The sequence below is a fragment of the Streptomyces sp. NPDC006332 genome, from assembly GCF_040612855.1.
Classification (GTDB): Bacteria; Actinomycetota; Actinomycetes; order Streptomycetales; family Streptomycetaceae; genus Streptomyces.
The window spans coordinates 25,683-42,309 of sequence record NZ_JBEXRA010000009.1 but is presented as its reverse complement, the minus strand read 5'-3'; the positions used below and the strand labels follow the sequence as shown (position 1 = coordinate 42,309).

Below are 16,627 nucleotides of genomic sequence, written 5' to 3'. Positions count from 1 at the left end.
TAGGCACCGCGCGACGACGACCGTCGGCGCGTTTCACCGCACGCGCCGCAGCGGCAGGAGCACCAGGGCCGACACCACCGCCAGAACGATCGCGATCACGAAGACACTGCGGTAGCCGATCATGGTGACGACGAGCCCCGAGACGATCGGCGCGAGTATCTGAGGCCCCGTATTGGCTATGTTGAGGATCCCCATGTCCTTCGCGCGGTCGTCGCTGCTGGGCAGGACCTCCGCCAAGAGGGCCTGGTCGACGGCGATGTAGATCCCGTAGGCGAAACCGCCGACGCCCAGGAACGTGTAGAACGCCGCCAGCGAATCGGACAGGGCCAGCGGCACCTCGGCTGCGGCAAAGATCAGCGAGGCGCTGATCACGATCGGCTTGCGCCTGCGCAGGCGGTCGGAGAGGGGACCGGAGAGTACCGTCGCCGCACCCGAGCTGACCGCCATGACGACGCCACCGGTGGCGATGACACGGCCCGCTTCCTCGATGCCGAGCCCGATGTAGTCGGTGAGTACGAAGAGCTGGTAGAGCAGCACACTCATGAAGGACATCAGCAGCAGGAAGCGGCCGACCAGCGCGAGGAGGAAGTCACGGTCGCTCGGGGGCACGAAGCTGCGCAGCAGTGCTCGTGCCGACCCCGCCTCCCGCGGCTCGTCCCGGTTGTCCGGTTCCGGGGCCAGGAGGACGAAGAGCACCGTGGTGACGGCGATCAGCCAGGGCAGCCAGCGCAGGCCCTCCCGGGGAACCGTGATGAGAGCGCCGGCCACGACGCTGCCCAGGCTCTGAGCGACCAGCTGGCCGAATCCGACGACAGCGGAGGCCTTCCCCAGGTTGCCGGGGGCCACCCGGTCCGGCAGCACGGCGAACAACGGAGCGAGGACCACGGCCAGGCCGACCTGAAGGGTGATCCAGAGCGCGACGAGCAGGGGGAAGTCGCTGGTGAACGACATGGCGGTGGCTGCGATGGCGAGGACGACGCCACCACTGGCGATCCACGGGTTGCGCTTGCCCAGGCGGGTACGGGTGCGATCGGACAGTGCGCCGATGACGATCGTGGCGATCATGCTCGCCAGTGAGCCGGTAGTGGCGAGGATGCCGTAGAGCGCCACTTTCCGGTCGGGATCTATCTCCGTCATGATCGCCGGGATGAGCGTGCCCGCAGCGGAGAACGGGAGCATCCAGCCCGCGTGAGCGAGGAACAGCAGCGGTCCGAGCCTGCCGAGCCGGGCCGGAGTCCGGGTCGGTTCATGGTCTTTCGGGGGCGTGTCCGTTGTCGTGGCAGAGGGCACTGGCTTCACTGACCTGCTCCTTTGCAGCGCTGTGAGAGAGGGTGCGCGAGATGCTAGCCGCGAAAACAGCTCAAGCGCTACAGTTTCGCCGACCGTTCTTTCCCAGGAGGCTCCGTGAATCACGCAGTGACCACTTCGGCGATCGGCATGCGGCCGGCAGGAGGCTGCCCGCCGCCGCGGCTGGACAGATCGCACGGACCGGCCCGGCTCCTCGTCGACGGGAACCCGTTTCTCGTGCGCGGCGTCGAACTGCACAACTCCTCCCCCTCGGCAGCCGGCTCGCTGGCCGCGGGTCTGCGGTCCGCGACCGCTGCGAACGCCAACACCGTGCTGGCAGGCGTCACTTGGGAAGAGGTCGAACCCGTGGAGGGGCACTTCGTCCTCGACTCGGTCCGATCCGTCATCGAGGAGGCCCGGGCCGCCGGACTGCGTGTGATCCTGCTGTGGTTCGGCGCGTGGAAGAACGGTTCGTCCAGCTACGCACCGGCATGGGTGAAGCGCGACTGGGACCGGTTTCCGCGCTGTGTCCTCGACGACGGGAGCGTGACCGAAACCCTGACCCCGTTCGCCCCCAGCGACCTCGACCTGGCCGCTTTCCGCCGCCTGATGGAGTACGTCGAGGAGATCGACGCCGAACACCGCACCGTGCTCATGGTGCAGATCGAGAACGAGGTCGGACTGCTCGGCGCCTCCCGCGACCGGTCCCGACAGGCGCAGCAGGCCTTCACCCAGCCCGTCCCCGAGAACCTCCGCGATGTCGTGCTGTCCTCGCAGGACGCGGCCGTCGTACCCGCGGACCCGTCCTGGAGCGACCTGCCGGGTGATCCCTCAGCACGCGACGAGGCGTTCATGGCCTGGGCGTTGGCGAGCCACATCGAGAAGCTGGCGCGGGCGGGCCGGGCTGTCTCCCCCCTGCCCTTCTTCACCAACGCCTGGCTGGACAGCGAGATCGACCTCGACATCCCGGGCTTCGCGGTCGCCGGGGGCCAGGTCCCGGGCACCTACCCGAGCGGAGGGCCGCTCCCGCGCGTGGCCGGCGTCTGGCGAACGATCGCGCCCACTGTCGATCTGTACGCCCCCGACTTCTACTTCGGCCTGCCCGAGACGGTCTTCGGTGACTTCCTGATCATGTCGGACGGTCTCTTCATACCGGAGATGCGCCGTGACGCGGCGGGTGCCGGGCACGCGATGCTCGCGATCGGCGAGTACCACGCCCTGGGTGTCTCCCCGTTCGGCACGGACTCCGCCGATGGCCCCGAGCTCGCCGCACTTTCCGACGTCTACGACCTGATCCGGCAGACCGAGCCCGCGCTGACCCACAGGGACGGCACGCCGGCCGTCACCAGGGGGTTCCACCTCGATGACACGACTCCGCGCACCGAGCTGACCATCGGCTCGATCGTCCTGACGGTGACGCGGTCGGCCCCCATCGGGGTCGACCCCGCGGGCACATACGGCTGCGGCGTCATCGTGGCCGAAGAAGAGGACGTCTTTCTCGCGGTCGGCCGAGGCTTCCGCATCGGCTTCACGACCACGGATCCGGCGTGGCAGATCGGTCTCGAAGCCGTCACCGAGGGGCGCTACGGTCCAGAGGGTTGGACAGCGCAGCGCCGCCTCAACGGCGACGAAACCGCGGGAGGCACCGCCTGGCTGCATCCGCAGCCCGGACGAGCCTCCGCCAGCCCGTTCCCCATCCCCGCCCACAGTGACCACTCGGGCATCTCCCGCTGCCGGATCTATCGCTTCCCCTCCCGGGAGGCACCCGCTCTGGACTGACCCCCCGGTCGCCGACTCGCGGCCCGTCGTGCGGACCCGCGCGCCGAGAAGCGGGCGCCGACGACCTCAAGCGGCGCCGGGGGGCCGCTTTCCGCTCGCTGATCCCGTCTCTAGTCGAGGTCCACCGAGCCGTTGTCGGTCCTTTTCTCCTTGTTCTCCTTGCTCGCCGTGGTCTCGTTGTTCGCGTGCAGTTGGAGGAAACCGTTGCCCTCCTCGGAGCGGGGCGCGGCAGGGTCCTGGCCGTTCAGGTTCTGCCGGACCGAGTCGAGGATCGTCAGGCCCTGGGACACCAGGCCCGCGGCGATCTCGCCGAGGCCGTCCGCGCCGTTGAGGACGTTGACGTTGGCGCCGGCGAGGCCGCCCGCGGCCTCCTTCACGATCTGCGGGAGCTGGTCGATCAGCATCCGGTCGAGCGCGACCCGGTCGTAGGAGGCGGCGGCCTCGGCCTGGATCTTCATCCGCTGCGCGTCGGCGGCGGCGAGCACCCTGATCCGCTCGGCCTCGGCCTCGGCGGGCTTCACGATCTCGGCCACCAGCTGCTGCTGGCGCAGCTTGGCCTGGCGCAGGGCCAGGTCGGTCTGGGCGGCGAGCACCTCCTGCTGGGCATGGGCCTGCGCCAGCGGCCCGGCCTGGGCGGCCTGCGCCTGCGCGCGGTCCACCTCGGCGGAGTACTCGGCCTTGACGATGGCGGTCTGCCGGGAGTACTCGGCCTGCTTGCGGGCCGCCTCCTGCTCCGCCTCGACCGAGGCCTGGGTGGCCTGGGCCTGGGCGATCTGGGCCTGCCGCTGGATGGCCGCCTTGTGCGGCGCGGACATCGCGTCGATGTAGCCGGCGTCGCCGTCGTCGATCGACTGGATCTGCAGCGAGTCGACGATCAGGCCGATCTTCGCCATCTCGGTCTTCGAGGTGTCCAGGACCTCCGCGGCGAGCTTCTGCCGCTCGGTGACGATCTCCTCGACGGTCATCGAGCCGATGATGGCCCGCAGGTGGCCGGCGAAGATCCGGCCGGTCAGGACCGACATCTGGTCCTGGTCGGAGAGGAAGCGCTGGCCCGCGTTGATGATGCTCTCGTGGTCGTTGCCGACCTTGAACGCGATGACGGCACGGACGTGCAGCGCGATTCCCTGCCGGGTCACACAGGTCTCGGTGACCTCGGACTCGCACATCGACAGGGTGAGGAAACGGGTCTTGCGGAAGAACGGGATCACGAACTTGCCGTGCCCCGTCACCACTCGGAACGGCGCGCCCCCCAGTCCCCGCCTGCCCCCCGAGATCAGCATCGCCTCGTCGGGAGCGGGAACGCGGTATCCGAACATGTGTCTTTCTACTCCTCAGTCGGCGCCGGCGGGATCGCCGAGCGCGTCCAATGGATCCACCCACTCGATGACGCCGACCTCGCGGCAGCCACGCGACTCGATCACGAGCACCGACGCCCCCGTGGGCAGTGGATCCTCCGACCAGGCGAGAAAGGTCTCCGAACCGCCTCTGACCCGCACCAGGATCTCTCCGGGGCCCGCGGACCCGCGGGTTCCGATGAGCACCTTCCCCGTACAGCCGATCACGGCCTCGTCCTGCGGCATCACCGGCCGCCCTCCATCGCTCTGGCCCACGATCCGACGATAGACCCACCCGGGCCGGGCGCCCAACGGGCATGACGCTTCGACCTGTCTCGCCGGGGAGCGCGATCCCGATCAGGCCCTAACCCGCCGTGGCCCTCGGCTCCCGCGGCAGCCCCAGCACCTTCTCCGCGAGGATGTTCCGCTGCACCTGGGACGTCCCCGCGTAGATGGTGCCGGAGCGGGCGATCAGGTACGTCGTCGACCAGGACGCCGAGGAGTTCGCGGCGCCGGGGTCGTCGGCGCGGTAGGTGCGCAGGGGCGGGCGGCCCACCGGCACCTGGCCGTGCAGGCCCATGATGTCCATCGCGAGGTCGGTGACCTCGGTGTGGTACTCGCTCCAGTACAGCTTGGCGATCGACGTCTCGGGACCGGGCTCGGCGCCCTTCAGCCAGCCGGTGAGGATCCGGTACCCGAGGTAGCGCATGATCTCGACCTTGGACCAGCACCAGGCGATCCGCTGCCGGACGACCGGGTCCTGGTCCTTGCCGTACTGGCGGGCCAGCTCCACGAGGCGTTCCACCTCGGCCCGGAACAGGATCGGGTTGGTCGCCGCCTCCTCCCCGCGTTCCACGCCCAGCAGGCTCTGGGCGACCGTCCAGCCGTTGTCGACGCCGCCGACGACGAGGTCGGCGCGGGTGCGGGCGCCGTTGAAGAAGACCTCGTTGAAGTGCAGCTGCCCGCTCATCATGCGAAACGGCCGCACCTCGACGCCGGGCTGGTCGAGCGGGACGAGGAGGAAGGAGATGCCGTGGTGCTTGGGCGCCTCGCGGTTCGTGCGGGCCAGCACGAAGATCCAGTCGCTGTGGTGGGCGCCGGAGGTCCACACCTTCTGGCCGTCGATCACCCACTCCCCGTCGTCCAGCACGGCGCGGGTCTTCAGGGAGGCCAGGTCCGACCCCGCGTCCGGCTCCGAGTACCCCTGGCACCAGGTGTCCTCGCCGCTGAGGATGCGGGGCAGGAAGTGGCCCTTCTGCTCCTCCGTGCCCCAGCGCAGCAGCGTGTTCGCCAGCATCTTCACGCCGAAGGTGTCCTGCGGCAGCCCGAACGGCACCCCGGCCAGGGCCAGCTCCTCCATCAGGACCACCTGGTGCAGCTTGGACAGGCCGCGGCCGCCGTAGCGCTCGGGCCAGGTCAGGGAGAGGAAACCGCGCTCGGCGAGCCGACGGCGCCAGTCGCGGGCGAAGGCCCAGGCCGCGTCCTCGTCGAGGGCGCCGATGCCCTTCCAGTCCGACGGCAGGGTCTCGGCGAGGAACGCCCTGACCTCGGTGCGGAACGTCTGGGTCTTGGCGGGATAGTTGATGTCCACCTGCGTCGTCTCCTCGTCCGGCCCGCTCGAGCGACTCGTCCGGCCCGGCCCGCGCGGCCCGTCCGACCCCGCCCGCCCAACCGATCGCTGTATTGATTGTTTCAGCATAATAGGTTATCTATTTATGAGGAATAGCGTCGAGTCTGGGGCGGGCTGAGATGGGACTGCTGGACGGCCGGAACGCGGTGATCACCGGCGGCGCACAGGGCATCGGCTTCGAGATCGCCGGCGTCCTCGGCGCCGAGGGCGCCCGCGTGGTCCTCGGTGACATCAACGAGGACAGCGCGGCCGACGCCGCCGAACGCCTGGCGAAGAACGGCGTCGCGGCCACCTCGCTGCGCTGCGACGTCACCGACGAGGACGAGGTCGCAGCCCTGGTCACCCACTGCGCCGACACCTTCGGGCCGGTCGGCGTCATGGTCAACAACGCCGGGATCACCCGCGACGCGACCCTGCGCAGGATGGCCATCGCCGACTTCCGTGCCGTCGTCGACGTCCATCTGACCGGCGCCTGGAACGGCACCCGGCACGCCGCCGAGGCGATGCGTGCCCACGGGCAGGGCGGCAGCATCGTCAACATCTCCTCCATCGCCGGCAAGGTCGGCAACTTCGGCCAGACCAACTACAGCGCCGCCAAGGCCGGCCTGGTCGGCCTCACCAAGGCGTCCGCGAAGGAGCTGGCGAAAGCGGGCATCCGCGTCAACGCCGTACAGCCCGGGCTGATCCGTACCGCGATGACCGAGGCGATGCCCCCGGCCGCCTGGGACGCCAAGCTCGCCGAGATCCCGCTGGGCCGCGCGGGCGAACCCGCCGAGGTCGCCCAGACGGTCCTGTTCCTCGCCTCCGACATGGCCAGTTACGTCACCGGAGCCGTGGTCGAGGTGACCGGCGGCCGGTACATGTGAGCGCCGACCTCACCCTCGTACATCCCACACGTCTCACGAAAGGCCCAGCCGATGCCCGCCCTGCTGCGTGACGCGGTGATCTGCGAACCCCTGCGTACCCCTGTCGGCGGCTACGGCGGTGTCTTCCGCGAGGTGACGGCGGCCGGACTCGCGGCCACGGTGATCCGCGCCGTACTCGACCGCACCGGCATCCCGCCGGCCTCCGTGGACGACGTCCTGCTGGGCCAGTGCTACCCCAACGGCGAGGCACCCGCCATCGGCCGGGTCGCCGCCTTGGACGCGGGCCTGCCGGTGGAGGTGCCGGGGCTGCAGATCGACCGCCGCTGCGGGTCCGGGCTCCAGGCGATCATCACCGCGGCGATGCAGGTGCAGACCGGCGCCAGCGACCTCGTGCTGGCCGGTGGTGTCGAGTCCATGAGCCAGGCCGAGTTCTACACCACCGACGTGCGCTGGGGTGTGCGCGGCGCGGGCACCACGCTGCACGACCGGCTGGCCCGCGGCCGGGTCACCTCCGGCGGCGTCAACCACCCGGTCCCCGGAGGCATGTTGGAGACCGCCGAGAACCTGCGACGCGAGTACGTCATCCCCCGCGAGGAACAGGACCGACTCGCCCTGCGCTCCCACGAGAAGGCCGTCGCGGCTCAGCGGGAGGGCCGGTTCGCCGACGAGATCGTGCCAGTGACCGTGCGCACCAGGAAGGGCGAGACGGTCGTCGACACCGACGAACACCCGCGCCCCGACTCCTCGTTGGAGAAGCTCGCGAAGCTCCGCCCCGTGCTCGGCCGCCAGGACCCGGAGGCCACCGTCACGGCGGGCAACGCCAGCGGCCAGAACGACGGCGCCGCCCTCTGCGTCGTCACCCACCCCGAGCGCGCCGCCGAACTCGGTCTGCGCCCGCTGGGCCGCCTGGTCTCCTGGGCCGTCGTCGGCGTGCCGCCCGAGACGATGGGCATAGGCCCGGTGCCCGCCACCGCCAGGGCCCTGGAGCGTGCCGGGCTCAAGCTCGCAGACATCGACCTGATCGAACTCAACGAGGCCTTCGCCGCCCAGGTGCTGGCCTGCACCCGCGAATGGGCCCTGACCGAGACCGACTTCGAGCGGTTCAACGTCAACGGCTCCGGCATCTCGCTGGGGCACCCCGTCGGCGCCACCGGCGGCCGCATCCTCGCCACCCTGCTGCGCGAACTGGACCGCCGCCAGGCCCGCTACGGCCTGGAGACCATGTGCCTCGGCGGCGGCCAGGGACTGGCCGCGGTCTTCGAGCGCCCCACGCACGCAACCATCGCCAATGGAGGACGCTGATGGCCGGACTGATCGCATACGGCGCCCATGTGCCGTACCACCGCCTCGCGCGAGCGGACGTCGGCACCGTACTGGGCACCCGGGCGGGCAAGGGAACCCGCGCGGTCGCGGGCTACGACGAGGACACCACATCCATGGCCGTCGAGGCGGCCCGCGGCGCCCTGGACCGCGACGGCCTGCGCTCCCGCGTAGGCCAGCTGTTCCTCGCCACCGCCGCACCCGCCTACCTCGACAAGACGAACGCGACCGCCGTGCACGCCGCGCTCGGCCTCGACGAGCACGTGCTCGCCGCCGACATGACCGGTTCCGTCCGCTCCGGCCTCGGCGCGCTGGTGACCGCCGCCCGCTCCCCGGTCCCCACCCTGACGATCCTCTCCGACCTGCGCACCGGCCTGCCCGGCGGCAACGACGAGGTCGCGGGCGGCGACGGCGCGGCGGCGTTCGTGTTCGGCGGCCACCGCAACGGGGCCCCCGTCATCGCCGAACTGCTCGCCCACGACACGGTCAGCGACGAGTTCCTCGACCGCTGGCGGCTGCCGGGCGCCCCCGCGTCCCGGGTCTGGGAGGAGCGGTTCGCCGAGGAGATCTACGTGTCCCTCGCGGACAACGCGCTCGGTGCCGCGCTCGAACAGGCGGCTCTCGACATCGGATCGATCGACCACTTCGTGGTCGCGGGACTGCACGCACGCGCGTGCGCCTCGGTGCGGCGCACCGCGGGCGTACGCCCCGAGGCGGTGACCCCGGACCTCACCGGGGCGATCGGCAACGCCGGCACCGCCCAGCCCGGCCTGCTCCTCGCCGACGTCCTCGACCGGGCCCGGCCCGGGGAGGTCGTCGCGCTCGTCGTGCTCGGTGACGGCGCCGGAGTCCTCCTGCTGCGCACCACCGACGCGCTCCCCGCCCACCGCGGCGCCCGCCCGGTCGCCGCCCAGATCGCCGCGGGCAGCGCCCCCGTGCCGTACGCCACCTACCTCTCCTGGCGCGGCCTCCTGGACCGCGAACCACCCCGCAGGCCGGACCCCGAGCCGCCCTACGCGCCGCCCGCCCACCGCCGCACCGGCTGGAAGTACTGCTTCGTCGCCTCCCGCTGCGAGAAGTGCGGCACCCGGCAGCTGCCGCCGGACCGGGTGTGCGCGTCCTGCCGGAGCGTCGACACCATGACCGACGAGCCGATGCAGCACGTACGCGGCACCGTCGCCACGTTCACCGTCGACCGGCTGGCCCACACGCCGAGTCCGCCGATGCTCGTCGTGGTGGTCGACTACGACGGCGGCGGCCGGTTCCGCTGCCAGTTGACCGACGCGACCGAGGCGGACGCCGTCATCGGCGCCCGGGTGGAGATGACGTTCCGGCGCACGGTCACGGCGTCCGGCGTCCACAACTACTTCTGGAAGGCCCGGCCGGTACGCATGGGCGATTCCAGTGAATCGAGCGATTCCCCCGAGACCGGCGAGACCGAGGAGACACACAGATGAGCTCACACGGAATCCGGGACCGGGTCGCGATCGTCGGCATGGGCTGCACGCCCTTCGGCGAGCACTGGGCCCGCTCGGCGGACGACCTGCTGATCGACGCTGTGGGGGAGGCCCTCACCTCGGCCGGTATCACCCTCGACGACATCGACGCCTTCTGGCTCGGCACCCAGGCCTCCGGCGTCTCCGGGCTGACCCTGAGCCGGCCGCTGCGCCTGCCCTGCAAGCCCGTCACCCGGGTGGAGAACATGTGCGCCACCGGCTCCGAGGCACTGCGAGGCGCCTGTTACGCGGTCGCCTCGGGCGCGTACGACGTGGCCATGGCCGTCGGCGTGGAGAAACTGAAGGACTCCGGCATGTCCGGGCTGTCCGGGACCGCGATCCCGGGCGCCGGCGACGACAGCCGCGGCGAGATCACCGCTCCGGCGAACTTCTCCCTCCTCGCCCCTGCCTACGCGGCCAAGTACGGCCTCGCGACGGAGGAGATGAAGGACGTCATCACCCGCATCGCCTGGAAGAACCACGTCAACGGGGCCCGCAACCCCCGCGCCCAGTTCCGCAAGGAGGTCTCGCCGGAACGGATCCGGTCGGCCGCGATCGTCGCGGGCATGCTCGGCGTGTTCGACTGCTCGGGAGTCTCCGACGGCTCGGCGGCCGCGATCGTCGTACGCGCCGAGGACGCCTACCAGTACACCGACAAGCCGATCTTCGTGAAGGCGCTGTCCTTCGTCGCCGGCCCGGCGGACGGGCTCCTCGACCCGGAGTACGACTTCACCACCTTCCCCGAGGTCGTCGCCTCCGCGCAGGAGGCCTACCGGCAGGCCGGTATCACCGACCCGCGTGCCGAACTCGCGCTCGCCGAGGTCCACGACTGCTTCACGCCCACGGAGTTGGTGCTGATGGAGGACCTGGGCTTCGCCGAACGCGGTCAGGGATGGAAGGACGTGACCAGCGGCGCCTTCGACCTGGACGGCTCGCTGCCGGTCAACCCGGACGGCGGCCTGAAGGCCTTCGGCCACCCGATCGGCGCCTCGGGCCTGCGCATGATGTTCGAGGCCTGGCTGCAACTGCGCGGCGAGGCACCGGCCGAGCGGACGGTGAAGTCCGTCGCCGAAGGACGCTCGCTCGCCCTGACCCACAACCTCGGCGGCGGACCTGGCGAGTGCGTCTCGTTCGTGTCGGTCGTCGGCAGCCAACTCACCGAATAGAAAAGGCGGTTCGGTCATGCCGCGACTCGAAGACAAGATCGCCGTCGTCACCGGGGCCGCGTCCGGCATCGGCGCGGCCACCGCCCGTCGCCTGGCGGCCGAGGGCGCGCACACGGTGGTCGCCGACATCGACCTCGACGGCGCCGGGGCGGTGACCGAGGAGATCCGCGCCGCCGGGGGTTCCGCGACGGCGGTTGCCGTCGACCTCGGTGACGTGGCGAGCGTACGGGCCATGGTGGCCGCGGCGGTCGAGACGTACGGCGGCCTCGACGTCCTGCACAACAACGCGGCGGCCACCCATCTGGCCGCCCGCCGGGACCTCGCCGTCGTCGAGGCCGATCCGGCGGTCTGGGACGACACGATGCGGATCAACCTGCGCGGGACCATGGTCGCCATCCAGGCCGCCGTCCCGCACATGGTCGCGCGCGGCGGCGGCTCCGTCATCAACACCTCGTCGGGATCCGGCCTCGCCGGAGACCTGCGCAATCCGGCGTACGGCGCCTCCAAGGCCGCCCTGATCAACCTCACGCAGTACGTCGCCACCCAGTACGGCAAGCAGGGCGTGCGCTGCAACGCCATCGCGCCGGGATTCATCGTCACGCCGGCCAGTTCCGGCTCGGCGCACGGGGCGATCCGGGAGGCGATGCTGCGTCATCACCTCACGCCCCGCCTCGGACGGCCGGAGGACGTGGCGTCGGCGGTCGTGTTCCTGGCCTCCGACGAGTCGGCCTTCATCACGGGGCACACCCTGCGGGTGGACGGCGGGCTGCTGTCCCATCAGCCGTACGTGGCGGACCTGCGGGACGCGTGACACGACTCCTGCCGCAGAAAGCCGGAGGCGCTTCAGGACAGCGCCTCCGGCTTTGTGTCGTACCGGTGCTCGACGGCCGGTCAGCCCAGCATCTCCGGCTCCAGGTCGCCCAGGTACGCCGCCCGCACCGCCGGATCCCGGCGTACCTCCTCGGGTGTGCCGGCGCAGATCCGGCGTCCGAAGTCCAGGACGACCACCTGGTCGCAGACGCTCATGACCATGTCGACGTCGTGCTCGACGAGCAGCACCCCCATGCCCCAGTCCTCGGCCAGCCGCCGCACCAGGCCGGCCAGCTCCCGCGTCTCGTCGTCCGACAGTCCGGCGGCGGGTTCGTCGAGGAGCAGCACGGACGGCGAGGCCGCCACCGCCCGGGCGATGGCCAGCAACCGCCGCTCGCCGTACGACAGGTCACCCACCGGCCGGTCCAGACTGTCCTGAAGGCCGAACTCCCGCACCGCGACCAGCACATGGGCGGGCAGCGCGCGGCTGCCGGGATGGACCAGGTCCATGAGGTACGCCCATCGGCCCGGCCGGTCGCAGGCCGCGTACAGGTTGTCCAGGACGGTCATGTCCTCGAACAGCTCCAGCGACTGGAAGGACCGGCTGAGCCCGGCCGCGGCCCGCCGGTGCACGGGCAGCCGGGTCAGGTCCCGGTCGCCCAGACACACCCGGCCGGACGCGGCCCTGGTGAATCCGGTGACGGCGTCGATGGCGGAGGTCTTGCCGGCGCCGTTGGGTCCGATCAGCCCCACCACCTGGCCGGGTTCGACGTTCAGCGAGAGCCCGTCGACGGCGACGACACCGCCGTAGCGCACGGTGAGGTCACGTACCTGGAGGGGGAGTGGTGCGGAGCGCGGCACGTCCGGCCCGGGCCCTTCTCGCTCTTCCCTCGGCATGACCTCCGGTACGTCCCTCCGTGCGCCCTGCCGCACGGCCGCGGTCGCCCGTTCGCCCTTCCGCCCGGATGCGCCGCGCTTCGAGGACACCCTGCGCCGGACGCCCGCGGCCTGGCTGCCGAGTTCCTTTCCGATGCCGTCCTGGTTGCCCACCAGCGTCAGGACCAGGATGACCCCGCCGATCAGCGGCATCCACTCGCTCAGCCCGGGCAGCACCAGGTCCCCGAACCGGGCCCCCACCGTCCCCGCTGCGAAGGTGGCCCCGAACAATGGTCCGACGAGGAAGCCGACGCCGCCGATGACGGCGAGCCCCAGCGCGGTGACGGAGCCGAAGCTCGCGAAGTCGGAGAAGACCACCGAGGTCGAACGGAAGCCGGTGAGCACCCCGGCGAGCGCGGCGATGGCCGCGGACAAGCCGAACGCGTACAGCTTGGCCGCGCGGACGTCGATACCGAGCGCGGCGGCGGCCCGCTCGTTGGCCCGTACGGCGACGAGCCGGCGGCCGGTTCGGCTGCGTCGCACGTTGGCGACCACCAGCGCGGCGGCCACGAACATCACCAGGACCACGGCGGCGTACCGCTGTGGATGGTCGACGCCGGAGACACTGATCCCGAAGAGCGTCTGCTTGCCCACCACGATGCCGTCGCTGCCGGGGGTCGTCGACAGATCGGTGTTCTGGAAGACCATCGCCTCCAGCGTGGTGCCGAGGCCGAGCGTGATGATGGCGAGATTGACCCCGCGGGTGCGGACCGCCGGGAGGGCGAACAGCAGACCGATCGGCACCGTCCCCAACACCCCGGCCAACAGGGCGAGTTCGAACGGCCAGCCCCAGTCGGCCGTCGTGTGCCCGGCGATGAAGGCGCCGGTGCCGGCGAGGGCGTAAGCGGCGAGGGACACCTGTCCCGCGTACCCGGTGACCACGACGATCGACAGGATGATCAGCGACAGCACCAGGGTGTTGGTGATCGCGTCGGCCCACAGCGGTGTCGACAGGCTCACCAGCAGCAGCCCGACCGCGACGGCGAGAGCCAGCGGCAGGGGACGTACCTTTCCGGTGCCCAGGGCGGGCAGCCGGTCCAGGAACGTGCCGCGCAGTGGCAGCGCCCTGCCCCGTGCGACCAGCACGAGGGCGATGAAGAGGAACGGCACCGACGCGGCCAGCCCGGTGACGCCGGAGCCGAAGCGGGTCAGTTCGGACTGCACGACTCCGATGAGCAGACCGCCCGCCAGGGTGATCGGGAACGACGAGAACCTGCCGACCAGGGCGGCGGCCAGTGCGCTCAGCAGAAGGGTGGTCAGCCCGGTCACCGACAGTCCGATGACCGGCACGATCAGGATGCCGGTGAGTCCCGCGAGCGCCGATCCCAGAGCCCAGTTGACGGTGGCGATCAGGTCCGGGGACCAGCCGAGCGCGGCGGCGGCGTTCTCGTTCTCCGCGACCGCGGTGGTGCCGAGGCCGAACAGGGTGCGCCGGTAGAGGAGATGAAGGACCGCCGTGATGGCGATCGCGATGCCGAGCAGCCACACCCGGTCCTCGGAGACCGTCGCCCCGGCGATCGTCAGCAGCCGGGTGGGCAGCTTGCCCGGCACCAGTTGCAGGCTGTCGCCGTAACGCTTGACGGCGAGGGCGGTGAGCACGATGAACACCGCCAGGGTGCCGACCAGGCGGGCCGGCGCGGAAGCCGTGCGCAGCGGACGCAGCACCAGCAGATGGGTGAGCACACCCAGCGCCGCCGAGGTGAGTACCCCGCACATGGTGGCGGGCCAGTACGCGAGGCCGTGCTGGGCGGAGAGCTCCCACTGGACATAGGCGCCGGCCATGCCGAGCGCGCCGTGCGCGAGGTTCAGGACTCCGGATCCCCGGTAGACCAGCACGATGCCGTGGGCGGTGAGCGCGTAGAGCGCGCCGAGCCCCAGGCCGAGCAGCGCGAACCGCAGGATGTCGTCCATCGGGGAACCTCCCGGAGCGGGGCGAGACAGCACATTCATTTAAATAATTGTGCCGAGAGTACTTCACTAACTCGAAAACGCACCCCATGCTGTTCGCCATCTCGACGACGAGCTCCGCGGAGGAACCATGAACGACTCACGACGACGCAGAACCACCGCTGCGAGCTGCCTCGCGGTGTCGGGAGTCCTGCTCGCCGCAGGGTGCGGGGGAGAGGCGTCCGGCAGTTCGGCCGAGACCTCCTCGCTGAAGGGCACACCGGTCAAGGTGATGGTCTGGACGCCGGAGGACACCCAGGGCAGCGCCCAGCCCGGGGTCCGGCTCACCGCGCAGGCCTACGAGAAGTGGGTCAACGCCAACGGCGGGATCAAGGGCAGCCCGCTGAAGGTCCTCACCTGCAACGAGAAGAACAACCCCGACGAGGCCGAGAAGTGCGCCCAGCAGGCCGTCGCGGAGAAGGTGGTCGCCGTGGTGGGGTCGTACAGCCTCGCCGGTGACCGCTACATGCCCATCCTGCAGAAGGCGGGCATCCCCTACCTCGGCGGCACCGGTGTCTCAGCCGCCGAGTTCTCCAACCCTCTGTCGTTCCCGGTCAACGGCGGCACCCCGGTGGTGTTCGCGGCCCACGGCCGGCAGCTGGTGCAAAGCGGCTGCAAGAAGATCTCCGGCGTGCGCTACGACGTGGCCGCCGCCGCCGTCGTCTCACAGTTCCTCACCCTCGGCGCGGTCTCCGCCGGAGGATCGGCACCCAAGGACATCAAGGTGCCGCTGACCGCCACCGACCTCGCCCCGCAGGTCGCCGCCGCGACCAAGGGCAGCGACTGCGTGAGCGTCATCATGGGCACCGCCTCGGGCCTGTTCGTGAAGTCGTACGTGCAGTCCGGTGCCAAGACGAAGCTCGGCAGCGTCGTCGGCAACCTCACCCCGCAACTCGCCGAGAGCACCGGCGGCAGCGGCAGCCCGCTGGAGGGCGCCGCGATCACCGGCTACTACCCGCCGACCTCCGACCCCGCCTGGAAGGACTTCCTCGCGGCCACCAAGGGCAACAAGGACATCGACCCCACCAACGGGGCCAACGCCACCACCTGGGTGTCCTTCAAGGTCTTCACCGAGGCCGTCAAGAAGCTCCCCACGATCACGGCGAAGGCCCTGGTGCAGGAGCTCGACACCACGCCCGGCATCAACACCGGCGGCCTGACCCCGCCGCTGGACTGGAAGGCGTCCACCGCCCTGCCGATCAAGGGCCTCAACCGCATCCACAACACCACCGCCACCGAACTGACCATCCGCGACGGGAAGATCGAGTGGCTGAAGTCCGGATCGACCTTCGTCGACGTCCGCAAGGTCCTGACGACCCCGCCGGCCGGCTGAGGAGCGGCCCCGTGCCCGACACCGACGCCCCCCTGATCGAAGCACGTTCCCTGTCCGCCGGTTACGGCAGCCAACCTGTGGTGCGTGACCTCGACATCGAGGTCCGACCCGGCGAGGTCGTCGCCCTGCTCGGACCCAACGGCGCGGGCAAGACCACGACCCTGAGGGCGCTGGGGGGCGACCTGAACCCGATGGCGGGCGAGGTGTGCTGGCTGGGCGGGACCGGCCGCGCACCGCTGCACCGCCGCGCCCGTCAGGGCCTGGCGTACGTCGGGGAGCGGGCGGTCTTCACCCGCCTGGACACCGCGGACAACCTGCGGGTCGGCCGGGTGCCGACCCGGCAGGCCCTGCGGCTCTTTCCCGAACTCGAGAAACGACTCACCACCGGCGCCGGCATGCTGTCCGGCGGCGAGCAGCAGATGCTGTCCCTGGCGCGCGCGTTGGGCCGCGCCCCCAAGCTGCTCCTCGCGGACGAACTCTCGCTCGGCCTCGCCCCGCTCGTGGTCGACCGGCTGCTGCGCGCCGTGCGCGAGGCGGCCAACCAGGGCCTCGGCGCGCTGCTGGTCGAACAGCACGTCCGCAAGGTGCTGGACATCGCGGACCGGGTCTACGTCCTGCACCGCGGCCGCGTCACCATGACCGGCACCCCGGCGGAACTGCGCGCCGACCTGGCCGCGATCGAGTCGTCCTACCTCGCGAAGAACACGAAGTCCTGACTGATGG

At 71.0% G+C, this 16,627-nt stretch carries 13 protein-coding genes; 8 read left to right on the top strand and 5 right to left on the bottom strand.

Annotation, left to right across the window (positions count from 1 at the left end):
* Nucleotides 1–33: 33 nt before the first annotated feature.
* On the bottom strand, nt 34–1,299 hold the full coding sequence (locus ABZ027_RS10820; RefSeq protein ID WP_356766588.1) for an MFS transporter: 1,266 nt from the start codon (nt 1,297–1,299) through the stop codon (nt 34–36).
* A 105-nt stretch (nt 1,300–1,404) separates the two neighbouring features.
* Between ABZ027_RS10820 and ABZ027_RS10815 the strand changes: the two genes are divergently transcribed.
* Nucleotides 1,405–3,066: a DUF5597 domain-containing protein gene (locus ABZ027_RS10815; protein WP_356766586.1), complete on the top strand. Its 1,662-nt coding sequence runs from the start codon at nt 1,405–1,407 to the stop codon at nt 3,064–3,066.
* Between the two features lie 110 nt (nt 3,067–3,176).
* Here the strand turns inward: ABZ027_RS10815 and ABZ027_RS10810 are convergent, their stop codons facing one another.
* The 3 genes from ABZ027_RS10810 to ABZ027_RS10800 form a co-directional block, all read right to left on the bottom strand.
* Nucleotides 3,177–4,382 (bottom strand): SPFH domain-containing protein, encoded by a 1,206-nt coding sequence (locus tag ABZ027_RS10810; protein WP_356766584.1) that lies wholly within the window; start codon nt 4,380–4,382, stop codon nt 3,177–3,179.
* A 15-nt stretch (nt 4,383–4,397) separates the two neighbouring features.
* A complete protein-coding gene (locus tag ABZ027_RS10805) occupies nt 4,398–4,646 on the bottom strand; it encodes a hypothetical protein (protein ID WP_356766882.1) in 249 nt (82 codons plus the stop codon).
* A gap of 118 nt (nt 4,647–4,764) precedes the next feature.
* Entirely contained in the window at nt 4,765–5,991 is a 1,227-nt protein-coding gene (locus tag ABZ027_RS10800; RefSeq protein ID WP_356766582.1) for an acyl-CoA dehydrogenase family protein, read from the bottom strand.
* Between the two features lie 158 nt (nt 5,992–6,149).
* Between ABZ027_RS10800 and fabG the strand changes: the two genes are divergently transcribed.
* Genes fabG through ABZ027_RS10775 form a run of 5 tightly spaced genes read left to right on the top strand, consistent with a single transcriptional unit; the run spans nt 6,150 to nt 11,689 of the window.
* Complete coding sequence (gene fabG / locus ABZ027_RS10795) at nt 6,150–6,896, top strand: 3-oxoacyl-ACP reductase FabG (RefSeq protein ID WP_356766580.1); 747 nt, start codon at nt 6,150–6,152, stop codon at nt 6,894–6,896.
* A 51-nt stretch (nt 6,897–6,947) separates the two neighbouring features.
* On the top strand, nt 6,948–8,198 hold the full coding sequence (locus ABZ027_RS10790; protein WP_356766578.1) for an acetyl-CoA C-acetyltransferase: 1,251 nt from the start codon (nt 6,948–6,950) through the stop codon (nt 8,196–8,198).
* A complete protein-coding gene (locus ABZ027_RS10785) occupies nt 8,198–9,673 on the top strand; it encodes an OB-fold domain-containing protein (RefSeq protein WP_356766576.1) in 1,476 nt (491 codons plus the stop codon). The genes ABZ027_RS10790 and ABZ027_RS10785 overlap by 1 nt, the downstream gene beginning before the upstream one ends.
* On the top strand, nt 9,670–10,878 hold the full coding sequence (locus ABZ027_RS10780; RefSeq protein WP_356766574.1) for an acetyl-CoA acetyltransferase: 1,209 nt from the start codon (nt 9,670–9,672) through the stop codon (nt 10,876–10,878). Before ABZ027_RS10785 ends, ABZ027_RS10780 begins: the two co-directional genes overlap by 4 nt.
* Before the next feature lie 16 nt (nt 10,879–10,894).
* Nucleotides 10,895–11,689: a glucose 1-dehydrogenase gene (locus ABZ027_RS10775; protein ID WP_356766572.1), complete on the top strand. Its 795-nt coding sequence runs from the start codon at nt 10,895–10,897 to the stop codon at nt 11,687–11,689.
* An 80-nt stretch (nt 11,690–11,769) separates the two neighbouring features.
* Here ABZ027_RS10775 and ABZ027_RS10770 read toward each other — a convergent pair whose 3' ends face one another.
* Complete coding sequence (locus ABZ027_RS10770) at nt 11,770–14,535, bottom strand: branched-chain amino acid ABC transporter permease/ATP-binding protein (RefSeq protein WP_356766570.1); 2,766 nt, start codon at nt 14,533–14,535, stop codon at nt 11,770–11,772.
* A gap of 127 nt (nt 14,536–14,662) precedes the next feature.
* On the opposite strand from ABZ027_RS10770, the gene ABZ027_RS10765 reads away from it, so the two are divergent.
* Both ABZ027_RS10765 and ABZ027_RS10760 read left to right on the top strand, forming a co-directional pair.
* Nucleotides 14,663–15,904, top strand: a complete 1,242-nt coding sequence (locus ABZ027_RS10765; protein ID WP_356766568.1) for an ABC transporter substrate-binding protein — start codon at nt 14,663–14,665, stop codon at nt 15,902–15,904.
* Nucleotides 15,905–15,915: 11 nt separating this feature from the next.
* Nucleotides 15,916–16,620: an ATP-binding cassette domain-containing protein gene (locus ABZ027_RS10760; protein ID WP_356766566.1), complete on the top strand. Its 705-nt coding sequence runs from the start codon at nt 15,916–15,918 to the stop codon at nt 16,618–16,620.
* The last annotated feature ends 7 nt before the right edge of the window (nt 16,621–16,627 follow it).